Here is a 17,651-nt window from a genome sequence, read left to right as displayed (position 1 = left end):
GCAGAATTGCTATTTTTGACCAAATAAAAGAAAAATATGGGATACCGAATCCAGGATGTGATTTCCTTTCTCGAGCAATTGGCACCTCCCGCCTATCAGGAAAGCTACGATAATGCCACGCTCATCTGCGGAAACCGTGGAGATCTACTCACAGGCATCCTCTGTACGCTGGATTGTACAGAAGATGTGGTAGAGGAAGCTATCGCCTTAGGCGCAAATTTGATCGTAGCCCACCACCCCATTGTTTTCAAAGGCCTAAAAAGTCTGACAGGCAAAAATTATGTGGAGCGGACTGTGATAAAGGCGATCAAGAAGGATATCGCGATCTATGCTATCCATACCAACCTCGATCATGTGGCAACGGGAGTTAACAAAAAAATCGCCGACCGACTTGGACTGATACAAACACAAATCCTCCAACCTAAAAAGCAACTCCTTAGTAAGCTTGAGTTTTTTGTTCCGATGGATGACAAAGATCGGGTGCTCCAAGCCATTTTTGAAGCAGGTGCAGGTCACATCGGAGAATATAAAGATTGCTCATTCCAAGTAGAAGGCTTGGGAACGTACACCGCATCAGAAAAAGCCAATCCTCACCTTGGCGAGCGCGGAATTCCTCATCAGGAGCCGGAAACAAGAATTGAAGTGATTCTTCCATCACATTTAGGGGGAAAAATCATCCAAGCAATGAAAAAAAATCATCCCTACGAGGAGGTGGCTTATTTCTTGACTACTTTGGAAAATGTCCATCAGGAGGTAGGTGCGGGGATGATCGGAGAGCTACCTGTAGGGCTATCAGGAGATGATTTTTTGAGCCATTTGAAAAGCGCAATGAACCTCCAAATCATCAAGCATACGGCACCGATCAATAGGCCAATAAAAAGGGTGGCAGTATGCGGAGGAGCAGGCATATTTTTACTTGCTGATGCCAAGCGGGCAGGTGCTGATGCCTTTGTGACATCAGATATCAAATACCACGAATTCTTCGATGCAGAGGGGCAATTGGTGCTGTGTGACATCGGGCATTATGAGAGCGAAATTTTCACAAAAGATTTATTAGCCGAATTTTTGTCACAAAATTTTCCTAATATTGCACTCTATTTGACAAAAGTAGTTACTAATCCCACATCCTACCGATAGTACATGGAAAGTACAGTAGCACAGAAACTCGAAGCTATCTACAACCTTCAACTTATAGATTCAAGACTAGATGCCATCGTAAAAGTAAGAGGAGCCCTTCCTGAAGAAGTTCAAGACCTCGAAGACGAGATAGCAGGCTACGGAACTCGACTCGAAAAATTCAAAAGAGATATTGAAGCTTTTGAGGATGACATCAAGCGGTACAAGGAAAACATCAAAGAATCTGAGAAACTGATCAAAAAGTATCAGGAGCAACAGATGAATGTTCGCAATAACCGCGAATACGATGCGATCACCAAAGAACTTGAATTGCAAGATCTTGAAATTCAAGTATCCAAAAAGAAAATTTCGGAAGCCGGAGTAAAAATTGACAGCAAGAAAGCAGATCTTGAGGAGTTGTCTAATTTGATGAAAGACCGTCAAAAGGATCTTGATCTGAAAAAAGACGAGCTCTCCACTATCGTAGCTGAAAGCGAATCGGAAGAATCAAAACTCAGAGCTGAAAAAGAAAAAGCGGCTAAGAAAGTAGAAGATAGACTCATCAAATCCTACACTAAAATCCGAGCTAATGCTAAAAATGGATTGGCAGTAGTAATGGTAAAAAGAGGTGCTTGCGGAGGTTGCTTCAACACTGTACCGCCTCAAAGACAAGCAGATATCAGAGAAAAGAAAAAGCTCATTGTCTGCGAACATTGCGGAAGAATCCTGGCAGGTGTTGAAGATGAAATTGAAGACGAAACTGTAAAGACAAAGCGAAGAACCGCTAAAGCATAACTAACAAAAAGGTCTCTGAAAATTCAGAGACCTTTTTGTTTGCAAACAATTTTGCCTTTTCGGACTTTTTATACCTATATTCAAAGCGATGAAAAAGTTGGCAATATTGGTAGTTCTGACATTATGCTGCTTCACGGGATTTGCTAAAGATCCTGAGTCGAAAACTTTTTTGGCACTTTTTAAGTCTTCCGAATTAAAAGAACATAAGACCAATATCAAGTCGATTGAAAATCAGTTTTCTCCTTTCTTCTCGACCAAAACCTACGATGGTAATTCAGAATTGGCACTGATTATCGAAATTCCATCTTGTGAATTTGATGCATGCTTCTTGGGAGAGTTTTTGGTCAATCTTGGAGACGGACAAAAAGTTCAACTTCAAAATCTGGCATTCAGATTATTCGATCTTTCAGAAAACCAACTGCTACACCAAACCTACCTTGCCATGTACGAGGAAAGCCTTCTCCAAAAGAAGAAAACTTCCAAAGCTACAAAAGCTACTTCACAGCCCTGAGGTGCTCCTGATCATTGAATTTTTTGACTTCAAACACATCATCCTCAGACTCTTCCAATAAATAAAGACACAAATTATTGTGCTCGTATTGGTCCATGTCCCTCAGGTCAGTTTTCAGAATCAAACTCAGGAAAATCCTCATCGCCCGTCCATGCATGCAAACTAGGATTGTTTCTCCTGGTCCTGAAAGCACAATATCAATCCCTCTTTTCATCCGTATTGCTACAGTATTTGGACTTTCCCCTCCAGCGATGGCATAGTCCAAGTTACCTTGCTGCCACTGGTGGAGCATGTGTCGGTAATACTCCCCTTCCTCAGGAGTCATCGGCGTACCTTCATAATCTCCCCAAGAGATCTCATTGAGTTCGCTCAAAGCTCGGGTAGAAATCCCCAGATCAATAAAACCTTGGATAGATTGCTTGGTCCGAATCAAGGCAGTATGGTAAATCTGGTCAAATTCAACTTCCTTATACGCTTCAAAAAATGCCTGAGCCTGGGCTCTTCCTGTAGCATTGATCGGAGCATCTATACCACTTCCTTGAACTACTCCTTGAAGGTTGTAATCAGTTTGTCCGTGTCTGACGAGGTAAATTTTTTTTCGGTTCAAGTTTCTTTATTTTTGTCCAAAGCCCAAATAAACTTCATTTAGCCCAGATATTAATGGTTTTTGTGAGCATTCCCACCCTTGAGCAATTGAATACCACACGGAGACCTTCTATGGTGGATCATCTGGGGATTGAATTCACTGCGATCGGAGAAGATTTTTTGGAAGGCAAAATGCCCGTAGACCATCGAACCATCCAACCTTATGGCTTGTTACACGGGGGTGCTAGCGTTGCTTTGGCTGAAACTCTTGGTAGCGTGGCAGCTTCATTGACTTTAGATTTGGAGAAGCAAGTATGTGTGGGATTGGAGATCAATGCCAACCATCTCAAATCAGTAAAAGAAGGGCAAGTAAAAGGCGTAGCAAAACCTGTTCACTTGGGTAAATCCACTCAAGTTTGGGAAATTAAAATCTACAACGAAGCCGAACAATTGTGCTGTATCAGCAGGATTACGATGGCGATTTTGGATAAAAAATGAATTTGACCGAGACGATTACTTCTATAACTCAAGAAGAGACTATCAAATCCCTGGTCTTTCATGGGCTTCAATCGGGAGGTGCTTTTGCCCTTTGGAGAAAACCAAAAACCCAGACCATCGAGTTTATTCTGGATGAAAATCAAGAAACCCATCGAATCGGACTTACCTTGGAAGAATTGCCAGCAGGTTTTGTGGTGCATCCGTTTGCGGATCAGGAGGACAAAAAAGCCTTTTTCATTCAAGCCAGCCAGTATTTCAAATTCAATCTGGAAGAACCCATCTCGGCCGAGGAACTTCCGGTTTGGTTACAATCCAGTATCAGTCAACTTGATGGCAGCACAGAAAAAGTAGAAAAACTGCTGAGAGTTCGTTCGGTTGGCTCAACCAAAACACCTATTCAAGGATCTAGTAAAGAGTCATTTATCCAACTTGTTGATCAAGGTATTGAGGCTATTTCCTCGGGAATACTTGAAAAGATTGTACCTGCAAGAACCAAAGTACTTGACCTTCCCAAAGGATTTGACCTTGGGAAAACCATATTGAAACTTATCCAGTCCTACCCCAATTCCTTTGTCAATTTCTTCCACATTCCTCAGGTTGGAACTTGGATGGGAGCAAGTCCTGAAGTATTGATCGAAACCAAAGGTGACTTTTTCTACACCATGGCTTTGGCGGGAACGCAAGCTGCGCAAGGTGATAATCCGCTCAAAGCTGCTGCCTGGACGCAAAAAGAAATCGAAGAGCAAGCATTGGTCTGCCGCTATATTGTGGATTGCTTCAAAAAGATCCGACTCAGAGAATACGAAGAGCACGGTCCCAAAACCGTTTTGGCTGGAAATCTTCTTCACCTTAGAACTGACTTTAAGGTGAATATGAAAGCTACCGGTTTTCCGCAACTCGGCTCAGTGATGCTAGACTTACTTCACCCTACCTCCGCGGTATGTGGTATGCCGAGAAAAGCCGCACATGAGTTTTTACAGGAAAATGAAAGCTTTGACCGAAGCTTTTTCGCAGGATTCTTTGGACCTGTCAATATCGAATCAGAAACCTCCATTTATGTCAATCTTCGTACGGCTAATTTTCAGGAAAATCAGGTAATCCTCTTTGCCGGAGCCGGAGTGACCGAAGATTCAGATCCCGAAAAGGAATGGGAGGAGACAGAAATGAAGTGTGAAATCATCGGCAAATTCATCAAACATCCAAGCGCTTGATCATACAGCCCATTCTCGATCTGGTGGCCATCTGCGCCCAAAAAGGAATCCAAAACGCCATTCTTTCTCCGGGTTCACGTTGTGCACCTCTTACTTTGGCATTTGCCAGACATCCTGAGATCCACTCAAGGACGATCTCTGACGAGCGGTCTGCGGCATTTATTGCCCTGGGAATGGCACAACAACTGGGGCAACCTGTGGTGTTGGTGTGCACTTCAGGGTCAGCAGCTTTGAATTATTTTCCGGCGATTTCGGAAGCCTTTTTTCAGCAGATTCCATTACTCATTTTGACAGCGGATCGTCCTGCTGAGTGGATCGATCAATGGGATGGACAGACGATTTTCCAGGAAGAAGTCTATGGCAAGCATGTGAAAAAGACCTATCGATTCCCTGATTCTTTTGAGCAAAAGGATCAAGTTTGGCATGCCGGGCGAATCGTGAATGAAGCGATCAACTTAAGCAAGCAATTTCCAGCAGGACCAGTCCACATCAATATTCCACTTCGAGAGCCATTTTATCCTACTGAGGGAGAAAAGTTTGAATACCCCGAAAAACCGAGAGAATTCACTACAGTTTCCAGCCAAAGCCAACTTAGTGAAGAAAGTCTTAGGCACATTAAGAACCGACTTCAGGAAGTCAAGCGTTTGATGGTCGTTCCAGGTCAGCAAAAACCAAATCCCCAACTTCAAACCCTGCTCGATCAGCTTGCTAAAAGTAAAAATGTGGTGGTCGTAGCCGATACGATTTCCAATCTCCAAGGAGAGCAGAGCATATCCCTTCATGACCATTGGTTGGCGAATGAAAACCTTCATGGGGAATTGGCGCCGGATCTGGTGATTTCATTTGGCAAATCGGTGATTTCCAAATCGCTCAAGCAATTCCTCAGAAAGCAGGAAATATCCCATTGGCACATTCAGCCCGATGGCCAAGCTAAGGATACTTACCAGCAATTGACTCGGGTATTGGCTTGTTCGCCGATGGGCTTTTTCACTTGGCTTTCGCAAAACCTTCCGAATCAGGATAGCGACTTTGCTCAAACATGGATGAGTTTGGAGAAAAAGGTTCAGGCTGCTTTGCCCGGAGTTTTCGAATCGGTAGAATTTGGTGAATATCCGGCTTTGTATAACCTCCTGAAAAAAATCCCTCCCTTTTCGAAAATCCACCTGGCCAATTCCATGGCGGTGCGCTATTCGAATTTTCTAGGGAAACGAAATCAGGAAATCATTTGTAACCGAGGTACAAGTGGAATTGACGGAAGTAACAGTACAGCAGTAGGATGCACGTTTACGACCAAAGAACCGGTTACTTTGATCACGGGTGACATGGCGTTTTTCTACGACAGAAATGCCTTTTGGCACAACTACGCCATGCCTAACCTGCGGATCGTGATTTTGAATAACCATGCAGGTGGAATTTTTAGATTGATCGATGGTCCTGCCAAGCAGCCTGAACTGGAAGAATTTTTTGAAACACGGCAAAAGCTCAATGCCTCTCATTTGGCAGCGGAGTTTGGCTTTGAGTATCAGTTGGTAAAGAATCAGGAGGAATTGGAAAAAGCCCTGGCTAACTTCTACGAACCAAGCTTAAAACCCAAAATCTTGGAAATCGAATCCTCCAGTCCTAAGAATGCCGAGATATTGAAGAAGGTGAAGGATATAGTGAAAAGGGTAATTGAGGAGTAAAAAGACCCTAGACTAAAGACATTAGATTCAAGACTGAATCCAATCCATAGGCTAAAATACTTTTCAACATCCCTTTACATTTAAAGAAAAAATGTAGTAGACAATTTGGGAGGCTTTGGAATCAAGAAGACCTTTGGATAAACAAAATTCTTAATTTTCTAAATCCACTTAATGGTTTAAAAATCAATAACTATCGGGAGAAGTGCTTCTCCCGATTTTTTGTATGAAATAAATCATTAGTCCCAACTGGCCGATTTCAAAGAAAGTCATCGGTACGAGTCCGAATACCACTCCAAATCCTGAAAAAATCAGAATCCCTGCGATCAAACCTAGGGCACCAATGACCTGGCCTAGTCCATATTTCAGATTTTTATACCCAAAATAACTTGCTCCAAGAAAAGCATAGCCCAAGCCAAATGCTTCAAACTTAATCCAGTAATAATCCTCGATACTGAGAAGGGAGGTATGCAGCGCAATCAAATCTGCTGAATACATCAACAGATTAAAACCGATCATGACCCAAAGGGCGATTTTCAAATACTTGTTTGGATAAAATCGCTCTAATCCGAGCAATCCAAGCAAGAAGCCAACATAGCTAAAAAAGGTGATCAATTTCACTCCAGTAAAGCCTGTTTTATCGGATACAAAACCATCTTCTATCCATTCATATTCCCAACCGATTTCAAAAAAAGCAATGAAAAAATAGAGTAAGCCCGAAGCGAATGCGAAGTACAGATAGGATGGCACTTTCCTCTCCTCATCGGTAAAACTACTTTTCACTTCTTCCCATTGAAAATCCAAGGCCTCAAAAAGCGCCTTGATTGTGTAACTTCTCGGAGTCACTTCTCCTGCTTCGATCCGCTGAATGGTGCGGACGTTCAAGTTGCATTTTTCGACCAGCTCCTCTTGTGTGAGCCCTTTGGCTTTTCTCAGTTCTGAGATTTTCTTGCCAAGTTCTGGTTGCTTCATTGTAAAGTGAGTTTTTGATTTGACCATGGCAAGATCTCAGATTAGATTTTTTGTTGGACCGAAATGAGGGCGGAATTAACCCGACATTTGGACGGCATTTATTCAAAAATAGGTTTTTCGGCTTCTATCAAGTCTTTTTCTTTCAAATCATCTCCAGAACCTTACACAAAACCGGGTTCCGATTTTCGGGCTTCCAAATCACGGAAAGCTCCGTAAACTTTGAAATTCCCGGGATTTCCATAAAACGCACCTTCAAATCATACCCTTTCTGTAGGGAAGTGGGGACTATGGCGACTCCTAAACCATTTTCCACCAAGCGGAAAATCGTCAAGGCATGCACAGACTTGTGCTTGATCTTCGGCATAAATCCCGCATCCCGACAAATGCCCAAAATCTGTTCGTAATAATAATTCGAGTAATCCGAGGAGAAAAGTACAAATGAATCAGCTGCAAATTGTCCAACACTTTTAAAGGATTTAGCCTGAATGGGATGATCTGAAGGAACTACCAAAGAAAACGTATCCCGGAAAACTGACTTCATTTCCAAGTCCTCAGGCACTGAAGCTAATCGCACAAAGCCCAGGTCCAGCTTGTCTTTCTGGATCATTTCAACCTGCATCTGATTACTCAGTTCTTCCAGGCTTGTGGTGATTTTAGGTAACAGTGAGTTCAGTTTTTTCAATAAATCCGGAAGCACCTGATTGGACGCCGAACCCAAAAACCCGATTCGCAATTCTCCTTCCCTACCTGCGGCAATTTCCAACAACTGTTGCTTGGTGCTTTCCAAGTGATTCAAGACAAAATCCACTTCTCCTTTTAGGAACGCTCCGGCAGCAGTCAATTCCACATGTTTTTTATCCCGCTCAAAAAGCTGAACTCCCAACTCCTCCTCCAGCTGCTTGATCTGCCTACTGAGTCCGGGTTGAGAGATAAACAGCCGCTCGGCGGCTTTTCGATAGTTCAATTCCTCGGCCACTGCCTGGAAATAACTCAAATGTCTCAGTTCCATTGATGCCTTTCAGTTATCATTTAGTGACAATAATAGTATCAAAAAGCATCAAAAGGAAGAGGTAATTTTACTGTTCCAGACCTGTCAGGTTTTGAAAACCTGACAGGTCTTACATCAAAATACCATGAATATCTTCCGCTACGGACAAGACACACTCACCGCTTCACTTGCACTTGGATTGGCAAAAAAAGAGATCAAAGGAATACTTAGTCCTGAAACCATTCGAAAAATCCAGAATTCTGCCGCGGCGGTCGAAAAAATCGCCCTAGGCGAAGCCATCGTCTATGGGATCAACACCGGCTTTGGACCACTTTGCACCACCAAGATTTCGGCAGCAGACACCAAAACTCTGCAGGAAAATCTCCTGAAAAGCCATGCGGTCGGAGTCGGAGAACCTGTAGACCTCGAAATCTCCAAACTGATGATGGTACTGAAAATCCACGCCTTGGCACAGGGTTTTTCAGGAATCCGTTTGGAGACCGTAGTACGGATTATCTGGATGCTGGAAAATGATATCATTCCGGTGGTTCCGATTCAGGGCTCAGTAGGAGCTTCAGGTGATCTAGCACCGCTATCCCATTTGTTTTTACCCTTGATTGGGTTGGGCAAAGTTCACTTCCATGGAAAAGTAGAGCGGACCGAAACCGTTCTGGCCCAATTCGACAAAAATCCACTCCATCTTGGTCCCAAGGAAGGATTGGCCCTGATCAACGGCACCCAGTTTATGGCCGCCCATGGAGTGAAAGTGGTAGAGCGAATGCACAACCTGCTCACCCATGCCAGCATCACGGGTGCCATGATGATTGAGGGATTGATGGGTTCGGTCAAACCCTTTTCTCCCGAGCTTCATCAGCTCCGCCCTTATGCAGGAAATAAGCATGTGGCCCAAACAATCCTAAACCTGTTGAAAGACTCAGAAATCGTCGCATCACATCTTCACTGTGCGCGGGTTCAAGATCCTTATTCCCTCCGATGTATGCCGCAGGTTCATGGGGCTAGCTGGAATGCTTATCACCATCTGAAGGAAACGCTCGAAATTGAAATCAATTCGGTAACAGACAATCCGGTGGTTTTTGATGAAACGCACACCATTTCCGGAGGCCACTTTCACGGACAGCCCATTGCTTTGCCTTTGGACTATGCTTGCCTTGCTGCATCCGAAATAGGAAATATTGCAGACCGTCGAATCTACCTTTCCATCGAAGGAGATACTCCTGGGGTGCCCAAACTTTTGCTAAAAGAAACAGGCCTCAACTCAGGATTGATGATTCCTCAATATACCACAGCGGCTTTGGCTTCGGAAAATAAAGGACTTTGCTTTCCTGCTTCGGCAGATTCCATTCCTACTTCACTGGGACAGGAAGACCATGTCAGCATGGGAAGTATCAGTGCCAGAAAGGCCCTTCGTGTGATCGAAAATGTGGAAAAAATCCTTGGAATCGAGTTGTTTTATGCGGCACAGGCCATGGACTACCACGCACCATTGAAGTCCGGAAAAATCATGACCGCTATTTACGAGCGGGTAAGAAAGGCTATAGAACCGGTGGTTTCTGATAGGATTTTGTACGAAGATATGGAGACCGCCATTGAGTTGGTAAAAAGCGGAGAGTTGGTAAGTCTAGCCAAACAGGTGGCCGATCAGGAAGGATTGGCTTTCGAAACGGAATGGAGTGAGATTTTTAACTATTAAAATTTTCCACAGATTGACACAGAAAAAGCCACAGATTTTCACGGATTTTGAATCTGTGGCTATCTGTGATTTTTTCTGAGAAAATCAGTGGGAAACAATAACATGAAAAAGCTAAAACTAATCGGCCCGATCACCCAAGTCCTGACTTTGGACCACCTCCCGCTCAAAGGAGCTTTGGTAGACGATCAATTAGAAATCGTTGAACATGCAGGTATTCTGATTGAAGGTGAAAAAATTCGGCAGGTTGGAAACTGGGAAAACCTTGTCCAGCAATTTCCTGAATCTGAAATTTTTGAGCTAGAAGGTGATTTTGTAGCCATGCCAGGATTGGTCGATAGCCATACGCACATCTGTTTTGGTGGATCGAGGGCCAAGGATTTTGCCATGCGAAATGCCGGAAAAACCTACCTCGAGATCGCCCGAGCCGGAGGTGGAATCTGGGATACGGTCACCCAAACCCGAAAACTCAGCCTATCCGAATTGGCTAAAATTACTGCTAATCATGCCAATCGACACCTTTCCGAAGGAGTGACAACCATCGAAGTGAAAAGTGGGTATGGGCTTTCTGTAGAAGAGGAGCTTAAAATGCTCCGAGCTATTCAAGCGGCAAATCGATCCACTTCAGCCGATTTGATCTCTACCTGCCTAGCGGCGCACATGAAGTCTCGGGATTTTTCCGGTTCGAATTCGGAGTATTTGGAGATGATATCAGCAGCGCTTTTTCCCATCCTGAAAAAAGAAAAGCTGACTAATAGGATCGATGCTTTTGTAGAGAAAAGCGCCTTTTCACCTGAAGAAATCGCCCCCTACTTCCAACATGCGAAAGAGGAAGGCTTTGACATCACGGTTCATGCAGATCAATTTTCAACAGGTGGATCAAGAGTTGCTGTAGAATTCGGCGCCCAGTCAGCTGATCATTTGGAAGCTTCCGAAGATAGAGAAATCCAGCTTTTGGCACAATCAAACACTATCGCGGTGGCGCTTCCGGGTGCTTCCATTGGATTGGGTTGTGCCTTCACTCCCGCCCGAAAACTTCTTGACCAAGGTGCTGCATTGGCCATAGCCTCCGACTGGAATCCAGGTTCGGCCCCGATGGGAGACCTGCTCGCACAGGCTTCCATTTTGGCCACATTCGAGAAACTCAGTACCGCAGAGGTGTTGGCAGGAATTACCTTCCGTGCAGCAGCTGCCTTGGGCCTGAATGATCGGGGAAAATTGGCTAAAGGTCAATTAGCTGATTTTATCCTTTTTCCTACCTCGGATTATCGGGTGATTCTATATCAGCAAGGGAAGATGAAGCCGGTAGAAGTGTGGAAAAATGGCCAAAGATATTAGACATTAGACACAAGACTTAAGACCTGAAATCAGGCATTATCGAGTAGTTAAGTGTCGTAAATCGTAATTCAAAAATCGAAAATCCCATGTCTTTTCAAGATCAACTTATACAAGGAATCCCTGCAGTTTTACCTCCCAAGAAGGACAGGAATCCTGCCATTTCGCATGCGCCAAAGCGGAAGGACATGCTTTCTCCAGAAGAGAAAAAACTGGCTCTAATAAATGCCTTGCGCTATTTTCCAAGAGAATGGCATTCCGAATTGGCTATTGAATTCTTAGAAGAACTGAAGGAATACGGTCGCATCTACATGTATCGCTTCATGCCGGATTACCCTATGTGTGCGAGGCCGATTTCCGAGTATCCCGCCAAATCTAAACAGGCCGCAGCGATCATGCTGATGATCCAAAACAACCTTGATCCTGCGGTTGCGCAGCATCCCGAGGAACTGATCACCTACGGCGGAAATGGGGCCGTATTTCAGAATTGGGCTCAATACCTGCTTACCATGAAGTACCTCGCGGAGATGACTGATGAGCAAACGCTCCATATGTATTCAGGGCATCCCATGGGGCTTTTCCCATCATCTACAGAAGCGCCACGCGTCATCGTGACCAATGGCATGATGATCCCAAACTACTCCAAACCCGACGATTGGGAGCGATTCAATGCGCTTGGAGTCACCCAATATGGGCAGATGACGGCAGGTTCGTACATGTACATTGGCCCTCAGGGAATCGTCCACGGGACTACTATTACAGTCATGAATGCTTTTCGAAAAAAATTGGGACCCGGTCAATCTTCCAAAGGGAAGCTTTTCCTCACAGCCGGACTGGGTGGTATGAGTGGCGCCCAACCAAAGGCTGGAAATATCGCCGGTTGCGTGACTGTTTGCGCAGAGGTCAATCCGGCAGCAGCCAAAAAGCGGCATGAGCAAGGTTGGGTAGATGAGTTGGTCGAAAACTTAGATCAACTGGTTGAAAGGGTGAAACAAGCAAAAGCTCAAGAAGAGGTGGTTTCCATTGCCTTCTTGGGCAATGTGGTAGAGGTTTGGGAACGATTTGATGCCGAAAATATTTATGTTGAACTTGGTTCAGATCAAACCTCTCTACATAATCCTTGGGCGGGAGGCTACTACCCTGTCGGGCTCTCTTTCGAAGAATCCAATCAACTGATGGCAGAAAATCCGGGAGCCTTCAAAGAAAGAGTTCAAGAATCTCTCCGTAGACAAGCTGCTGCAATCAATCGTCATGGAGCTAAAGGAACTTACTTTTTTGATTATGGAAATGCCTTTTTGCTCGAAGCCTCAAGGGCCGGTGCTGAGGTTATGGCCGAAAACGGAATTGAATTCCGCTATCCTAGCTATGTGCAGGATATTTTGGGACCGATGTGCTTTGATTATGGATTCGGGCCATTCCGCTGGGTTTGTACCTCTGGAAAGACCGAAGACCTTCAAAAAACCGATCAGATTGCCGCTTTGGTTTTGAAGAAACTCATTAAAAATGCCCCGGATAGTATTTCCCAACAGATGCAGGATAACATTACTTGGATCGAGGAGGCAGAAAACAATAAGTTGGTGGTAGGTTCTCAAGCCCGAATCCTATATGCCGATGCGGAAGGTCGAGCGAAAATCGCAACCGCTTTTAACCATGCGATTGCATCCGGCGAAATCTCGGCACCGATTGTCTTGGGCAGAGATCATCATGATGTAAGCGGAACAGATTCCCCTTATCGAGAAACGAGTAACATCTACGATGGAAGTCGATTTACGGCCGATATGGCCATTCAAAACGTAATCGGAGACAGTTTCAGGGGTGCCACATGGGTCTCCATCCACAACGGTGGCGGAGTGGGTTGGGGCGAGGTGATCAACGGAGGCTTCGGATTGGTTTTGGACGGAAGTCAAGAAGCGGAAGGAAGGCTAAAATCCATGCTTTTCTATGATGTCAACAATGGAATAGCGCGAAGAGCCTGGGCGAGGAATTCAGGTTCGATGGAAGCGATTCAGCGGGAAATGGACCGGACTCCGGGATTGAAAGTGACAGTTCCGGAATTGGTAGATGAAGATGTTTTCTTAGGATTAATATAATAACCTATAAACTCTATAGGTTTATTGTATTTTAGATTGTATTCTTGTAATCAGATTTCTATTAAAAACCTATGAACCTTCACCAAAACCCATCTCCTTATCACTGGTCCGGTCGAAAATCCGATCAACTCGATTATTGGCATCAAACTATTCAAACTATTTCAAGTTTAGACCTAGCGCAAACCTCGGAAAGGAAAGTCGGAATACTAGGCTATGCCGGTGAGGAGGGTGTCATCCGTAATCAAGGACGTCTCGGAACATTAGAAGGACCTGCTGCTATCCGTAAAATGCTGGGTTCGGTGGCTTATCACCTTCCCGAAAACCTACCACTTTTGGATTACGGAGATATTTTCACCATCAATCAAGATTTGGAAGAATCTCATGAGGCAATCTCTCAAATCACTCTTGACCTGTTAAAAAGTCACCATTTCCCGGTTCTGCTGGGAGGTGGACATGATTTGGCCTATGCCCACGGTCGTGGAGTGCAAAACTATATTGCTGAAAAAGGGGAAAAACTCGGTATCATCAATCTCGATGCGCACTTTGATTTGAGACCCTTGGCCGATGGCAAAGCCCACTCCGGTTCGCCTTTCCTTCAGTTGGCCCAAGAGTTTCCGAACAACTTTCACTACCTCGCTTTGGGAATTCAGCGTGCCGCCAATCCCAAATCACTCTTCCAGACAGCTGAAAAACTCAACGCCCGATACCTAGTCATGGAAGACTTCCGACTCAACAATTGGGAGTACATCGAGGAGCAAATTATCTGGTTTTTAGACTCGGTCAACAAGGTGTATCTGAGCATTGACCTGGATGGATTTTCTTCCGCTTTTGCACCCGGAGTGTCTGCCCCATCCCCCATGGGTTTTAATCCTCAGATCGCTTTCAAGGTCTTTGAACTGATCGCCAAAAGCAAAAAATTGATCAGCTTGGATGTGGTCGAACTCAACCCTAAATACGATCAGGACAATGCCACGGCAAGGCTTGCGGCAAGGGCAATTGAGTATATTTTAAGAAAGGTTTTTGGTTGAAAAAACAAACAGACTTTTTCCATCGAAGAATGAATATTTAAAAAAAAAAGAGGCTGAATTCATAAAATTCAACCTCTTTTTTTACTTTATATCAATCAAGGTATCCACTTGATATTCTTAAAGTTGGGCTTTCTCTTTTCAAGAAATGCATTACGCCCTTCTTTGGCCTCTTCTGTCATGTAAGCCAGACGCGTTGCCTCTCCTGCGAAGACCTGCTGACCGACCATACCATCGTCGGTTAGGTTCATCGCAAACTTGAGCATTTTGATCGAAGTCGGCGACTTGGCAAGGATCTCCTGAGCCCATTCATAGGCAGTATCTTCCAGTTCGGCATGAGGGATCACGGCATTCACCATCCCCATATCGAATGCATCCTGAGCAGAATAATTTCGACCTAAAAAGAAGATTTCGCGAGCTTTTTTCTGTCCGACCATTTTGGCTAAATAAGCCGAACCATACCCTCCGTCAAAGCTCGTCACATCGGCATCAGTCTGCTTGAAAATCGCATGCTCTTTACTCGCCAAAGTCAGGTCACACACCACATGCAAACTGTGCCCTCCTCCTACGGCCCAACCCGGAACTACCGCGATCACCACCTTTGGCATAAAGCGAATCAAACGCTGCACCTCTAGGATATTCAAGCGATGGTATCCATCCTCACCCACATAGCCTTGATGACCTCTGGCACGCTGATCGCCTCCTGAGCAAAAAGCCCACCCCCCATCTTTTGGAGAAGGTCCTTCTCCGGAAAGCAAAATCACGCCGATGGAAGTATCCTCTTGTGCATCATAGAAGGCGTCATACAATTCTGCTGTGGTTTTTGGACGAAAGGCATTGCGGACTTCAGGGCGGTTGAAGGCAATTCGAGCCACGCCATTACACTTTTTGTAGGTGATATCTTCGTATTCTTTGGCAGTAATCCAGTTGATCATGATCGTTTGGTTTAAAAATCACATTTTTGTGCAAGTTAACCCTCTCCTGCGGAATTTGTTACTTGGATAAACGCTTTCTAACCGCTTCCTACCCGATGTTTCGACTCCATTTTGAGAATCAAGTCTATTCCCTAGCAGAAGATTTTGAGGTAAATCCAAAAGAATTGCCTGATTATGTAAAAGCCGCTTTTTCCTTTTGCAAAAGCTGGTTGATAGGAGAAAAAACCTTTTCCCAATCCACTTCCGGCTCCACCGGAATTCCTAAGCAAATCTCAATTTCCAGAGAACAAATGGAGGCAAGTGCAAAAGGGACAGGATCTTTTTTTAAAACTGACTCAAATTCAATACTTCTTTGTTGCCTGAATCCAGCTTACATCGCAGGAAAAATGATGCTGGTGAGGGCGATGGTTTGGAACTGCGAAATCCATCTGGTGGAGCCAAGTTCTAACCCACTAAGCAAAGTCAAGAGTGATTTTGATTTTGTCGCCATGGTTCCCTTGCAAGTGCAGGCATCCTTGGAAGATGAAAATAGCCTTCAAAAACTCAAATCCATCCAGCATCTGATCATCGGAGGAGCTCCCATTTCTGCAAAGTTGAAAGCCAACTTGGTGGAAAACGGAATCAAAGCCTGGCAGACCTTCGGAATGACCGAGACAGTATCTCACATCGCACTAGCTGAAATCGGAAATAAAGAACTGCTTTATCAAACTCTTCCCGGAGTAGAAATAGGCCAAGATTCCCGAGGTGCGCTTTGGATCAAATCGGAAATGAGTGGCCCTGATCCTATTCAAACCAACGACCTGATTGAACTTCGGTCAGAAACTTCATTTATTTGGCTGGGGAGGGTGGATTTTGTGGTTAATTCGGGCGGTATCAAGCTTTTTCCCGAACATATCGAGCAAAAAGCTGAGGAAGTAATCGAAGAGATTTTTCCTGGAATTTCTTATTTCTTCTTTGGAGAAAAATATGAACTACTTGGAGAAAAACTGGTGCTTTTTTTGGAAACAACAGCTAGCAGTAGCCGAGTAAAAATACTTAAAGACCGACTGGCCGATGTTTTGGGAAAATACGAACTCCCAAAAAAAATCTATTTCAGCCCAAAATTTGCCAGAACTGAAAGCGGTAAAATCAACAGGCTTCACACCTTCAATTCTCAATGATAAATATTCTTTTAATTCTGACTCTTTCGCTAGCTGTATTGACACCCCAGACTCTGAGCAATCCAAAGCTGGACATTCAAATCAATCACGCCAAATCTGACAAAGGAATGATTCGGGTGTTGATTTTTTCTAAAGAAACCGGTTTTCCTGACCAGCCTGCCAAAGCTTTAAAAAGCCTTTCGATCCAGCCTAAAAACAAGGCTGGACTCCTTTCGATTAGCGACCTTCCTACTGGAAAATATGCCGTTTCGGTCATTCACGACGAAGACAATGACGGCAAACTAACCACCAATGCAGTGGGATATCCTATTGAGAAATTCGGCTTTTCAAATAATCCCAAGGTATACTTCAGCCCGCCTAGTTTTGAAAAAGCATCTTTTGAACTAGGTTCAGAGCCACAGCGGATTCAGATTGAGTTGCGTTAATCGATATTTCTCAACCAACCGGTAATTGAAATTCTTTCTTTTTTGGTCGGTAAAACCTCATGAGGAATCTCTGCACTTAAGAATACCACCAATCTTCCTCCAAGAGGCAAAACATCTTCCACTTTTTCAGAGCCGTCTTCCTGAGGAAAGTACATCCGAAGCGCTCCTTCATCTTCCGCTGACCATGAGTCATTGAGGTATACGATCACGGTAACTACTCTGTGAGGCACCGCATGAAACTGATCTAAATGCTTCTTGTAAAATGACCCAATTGGATATCTGGCAAAATGTCCTTCAAATGACCGCAGTCCCAAAAAGCAGCGCTGATTGAGTACCTGCCGGATTTGATCAATTTTTTCCCAGTAAGCTCCCTGAAGAGGACTCAAGTTTTCCTGATCCATCCAAAGGACTTCATCGCTTCGGATTTCGGTTCGCACCTGCTTTTGACCTCCCTTTCCTACAGCAGCATGGCGAAACATCCCTTTATCCAAAAGCTCAGTCTGTTCTTTTAATAGGGCTATTCTAAACTCCTCATCTATAAAATCATTGATGATCACGTAGGAATTTTGGTAAATCTCAGCGCTGATGTGATCCAGTACTTCTTCCATATTGGGTGGT

The 17,651-nt window shown here is 44.3% G+C and carries 17 protein-coding genes; 12 read left to right on the top strand and 5 right to left on the bottom strand.

Features of this window, described 5'->3' with window-relative positions:
* Positions 1-36: 36 nt before the first annotated feature.
* From ACFPIK_RS04875 to ACFPIK_RS04865, 3 genes are all read left to right on the top strand, one after another.
* Complete coding sequence (locus ACFPIK_RS04875; RefSeq protein ID WP_377912817.1) at positions 37-1,137, top strand: Nif3-like dinuclear metal center hexameric protein; 1,101 nt, start codon at positions 37-39, stop codon at positions 1,135-1,137.
* 3 nt (positions 1,138-1,140) lie between these two features.
* Positions 1,141-1,911 carry a zinc ribbon domain-containing protein gene (locus ACFPIK_RS04870; protein ID WP_377912815.1) on the top strand — a complete coding sequence of 257 codons (771 nt, stop codon included), beginning with the start codon at positions 1,141-1,143 and terminating at the stop codon, positions 1,909-1,911.
* 88 nt (positions 1,912-1,999) lie between these two features.
* On the top strand, positions 2,000-2,422 hold the full coding sequence (locus ACFPIK_RS04865) for a hypothetical protein (RefSeq protein ID WP_377912813.1): 423 nt from the start codon (positions 2,000-2,002) through the stop codon (positions 2,420-2,422).
* On the opposite strand, the gene ACFPIK_RS04860 is transcribed toward ACFPIK_RS04865, so the two are convergent.
* Positions 2,406-3,029 (bottom strand): histidine phosphatase family protein, encoded by a 624-nt coding sequence (locus ACFPIK_RS04860; RefSeq protein WP_377912811.1) that lies wholly within the window; start codon positions 3,027-3,029, stop codon positions 2,406-2,408. The two genes, ACFPIK_RS04865 and ACFPIK_RS04860, sit on opposite strands and share 17 nt — an antisense overlap.
* Positions 3,030-3,082: 53 nt before the next feature.
* On the opposite strand from ACFPIK_RS04860, the gene ACFPIK_RS04855 reads away from it, so the two are divergent.
* The 3 genes from ACFPIK_RS04855 to menD are packed head-to-tail and all read left to right on the top strand — an operon-like array spanning position 3,083 to position 6,398.
* Positions 3,083-3,505 carry a hotdog fold thioesterase gene (locus tag ACFPIK_RS04855; RefSeq protein WP_377912809.1) on the top strand — a complete coding sequence of 141 codons (423 nt, stop codon included), beginning with the start codon at positions 3,083-3,085 and terminating at the stop codon, positions 3,503-3,505.
* Positions 3,502-4,716, top strand: coding sequence for a chorismate-binding protein (locus ACFPIK_RS04850; RefSeq protein ID WP_377912807.1), 1,215 nt, complete (start codon positions 3,502-3,504; stop codon positions 4,714-4,716). The genes ACFPIK_RS04855 and ACFPIK_RS04850 overlap by 4 nt, the downstream gene beginning before the upstream one ends.
* On the top strand, positions 4,713-6,398 hold the full coding sequence (gene menD, locus ACFPIK_RS04845; RefSeq protein WP_377912805.1) for a 2-succinyl-5-enolpyruvyl-6-hydroxy-3-cyclohexene-1-carboxylic-acid synthase: 1,686 nt from the start codon (positions 4,713-4,715) through the stop codon (positions 6,396-6,398). Before ACFPIK_RS04850 ends, menD begins: the two co-directional genes overlap by 4 nt.
* A 183-nt stretch (positions 6,399-6,581) precedes the next feature.
* Here menD and ACFPIK_RS04840 read toward each other — a convergent pair whose 3' ends face one another.
* A complete protein-coding gene (locus tag ACFPIK_RS04840; protein WP_377912803.1) occupies positions 6,582-7,367 on the bottom strand; it encodes a helix-turn-helix domain-containing protein in 786 nt (261 codons plus the stop codon).
* A 142-nt stretch (positions 7,368-7,509) separates the two neighbouring features.
* Entirely contained in the window at positions 7,510-8,376 is an 867-nt protein-coding gene (locus tag ACFPIK_RS04835) for a LysR family transcriptional regulator (RefSeq protein WP_377912801.1), read from the bottom strand.
* Positions 8,377-8,500: 124 nt separating this feature from the next.
* On the opposite strand from ACFPIK_RS04835, the gene hutH reads away from it, so the two are divergent.
* The 4 genes from hutH to hutG all read left to right on the top strand — a co-directional run bounded on the left by hutH (position 8,501) and on the right by hutG (position 14,516).
* Entirely contained in the window at positions 8,501-10,066 is a 1,566-nt protein-coding gene (hutH, locus tag ACFPIK_RS04830) for a histidine ammonia-lyase (RefSeq protein WP_377912799.1), read from the top strand.
* 102 nt (positions 10,067-10,168) lie between these two features.
* Positions 10,169-11,401 (top strand): imidazolonepropionase, encoded by a 1,233-nt coding sequence (gene hutI / locus ACFPIK_RS04825; protein ID WP_377912797.1) that lies wholly within the window; start codon positions 10,169-10,171, stop codon positions 11,399-11,401.
* Positions 11,402-11,487: 86 nt separating this feature from the next.
* Positions 11,488-13,488 (top strand): urocanate hydratase, encoded by a 2,001-nt coding sequence (locus ACFPIK_RS04820; RefSeq protein ID WP_377912795.1) that lies wholly within the window; start codon positions 11,488-11,490, stop codon positions 13,486-13,488.
* A 71-nt stretch (positions 13,489-13,559) separates the two neighbouring features.
* Complete coding sequence (hutG, locus tag ACFPIK_RS04815; RefSeq protein WP_377912793.1) at positions 13,560-14,516, top strand: formimidoylglutamase; 957 nt, start codon at positions 13,560-13,562, stop codon at positions 14,514-14,516.
* A gap of 95 nt (positions 14,517-14,611) precedes the next feature.
* Here the strand turns inward: hutG and ACFPIK_RS04810 are convergent, their stop codons facing one another.
* Entirely contained in the window at positions 14,612-15,448 is an 837-nt protein-coding gene (locus ACFPIK_RS04810) for a 1,4-dihydroxy-2-naphthoyl-CoA synthase (protein WP_377912791.1), read from the bottom strand.
* Between the two features lie 26 nt (positions 15,449-15,474).
* On the opposite strand from ACFPIK_RS04810, the gene ACFPIK_RS04805 reads away from it, so the two are divergent.
* Positions 15,475-16,608 carry an AMP-binding protein gene (locus ACFPIK_RS04805; protein ID WP_377912789.1) on the top strand — a complete coding sequence of 378 codons (1,134 nt, stop codon included), beginning with the start codon at positions 15,475-15,477 and terminating at the stop codon, positions 16,606-16,608.
* Positions 16,605-17,033 (top strand): DUF2141 domain-containing protein, encoded by a 429-nt coding sequence (locus ACFPIK_RS04800; RefSeq protein ID WP_377912787.1) that lies wholly within the window; start codon positions 16,605-16,607, stop codon positions 17,031-17,033. Before ACFPIK_RS04805 ends, ACFPIK_RS04800 begins: the two co-directional genes overlap by 4 nt.
* On the opposite strand, the gene ACFPIK_RS04795 is transcribed toward ACFPIK_RS04800, so the two are convergent.
* A complete protein-coding gene (locus ACFPIK_RS04795; RefSeq protein WP_377912785.1) occupies positions 17,030-17,641 on the bottom strand; it encodes a 2OG-Fe(II) oxygenase in 612 nt (203 codons plus the stop codon). The two genes, ACFPIK_RS04800 and ACFPIK_RS04795, sit on opposite strands and share 4 nt — an antisense overlap.
* Positions 17,642-17,651 lie beyond the last annotated feature (10 nt).

Source organism: Algoriphagus aquatilis (genome assembly GCF_042657405.1).
Taxonomy (GTDB): domain Bacteria; phylum Bacteroidota; class Bacteroidia; order Cytophagales; family Cyclobacteriaceae; genus Algoriphagus; species Algoriphagus aquatilis.
Note: the sequence above shows the minus strand (reverse complement) of the source record. Positions and strands in the feature narration are given on the sequence as shown.

Bases quoted from the DNA above. Each gene is read 5' to 3' on its own strand.
- hutI (WP_377912797.1), top strand. From the start codon at position 10,169: ATGAAAAAGCTAAAACTAATCGGCCCGATCACCCAAGTCCTGACTTTG.
- ACFPIK_RS04820 (WP_377912795.1), top strand. From the start codon at position 11,488: ATGTCTTTTCAAGATCAACTTATACAAGGAATCCCTGCAGTTTTACCT.
- ACFPIK_RS04835 (WP_377912801.1), bottom strand. From the start codon at position 8,376: ATGGAACTGAGACATTTGAGTTATTTCCAGGCAGTGGCCGAGGAATTG.
- ACFPIK_RS04870 (WP_377912815.1), top strand. From the start codon at position 1,141: ATGGAAAGTACAGTAGCACAGAAACTCGAAGCTATCTACAACCTTCAA.
- ACFPIK_RS04850 (WP_377912807.1), top strand. From the start codon at position 3,502: ATGAATTTGACCGAGACGATTACTTCTATAACTCAAGAAGAGACTATC.
- ACFPIK_RS04865 (WP_377912813.1), top strand. From the start codon at position 2,000: ATGAAAAAGTTGGCAATATTGGTAGTTCTGACATTATGCTGCTTCACG.
- ACFPIK_RS04810 (WP_377912791.1), bottom strand. From the start codon at position 15,448: ATGATCAACTGGATTACTGCCAAAGAATACGAAGATATCACCTACAAA.
- ACFPIK_RS04795 (WP_377912785.1), bottom strand. From the start codon at position 17,641: ATGGAAGAAGTACTGGATCACATCAGCGCTGAGATTTACCAAAATTCC.
- ACFPIK_RS04800 (WP_377912787.1), top strand. From the start codon at position 16,605: ATGATAAATATTCTTTTAATTCTGACTCTTTCGCTAGCTGTATTGACA.
- ACFPIK_RS04840 (WP_377912803.1), bottom strand. From the start codon at position 7,367: ATGAAGCAACCAGAACTTGGCAAGAAAATCTCAGAACTGAGAAAAGCC.
- ACFPIK_RS04875 (WP_377912817.1), top strand. From the start codon at position 37: ATGGGATACCGAATCCAGGATGTGATTTCCTTTCTCGAGCAATTGGCA.
- hutH (WP_377912799.1), top strand. From the start codon at position 8,501: ATGAATATCTTCCGCTACGGACAAGACACACTCACCGCTTCACTTGCA.
- ACFPIK_RS04855 (WP_377912809.1), top strand. From the start codon at position 3,083: ATGGTTTTTGTGAGCATTCCCACCCTTGAGCAATTGAATACCACACGG.
- hutG (WP_377912793.1), top strand. From the start codon at position 13,560: ATGAACCTTCACCAAAACCCATCTCCTTATCACTGGTCCGGTCGAAAA.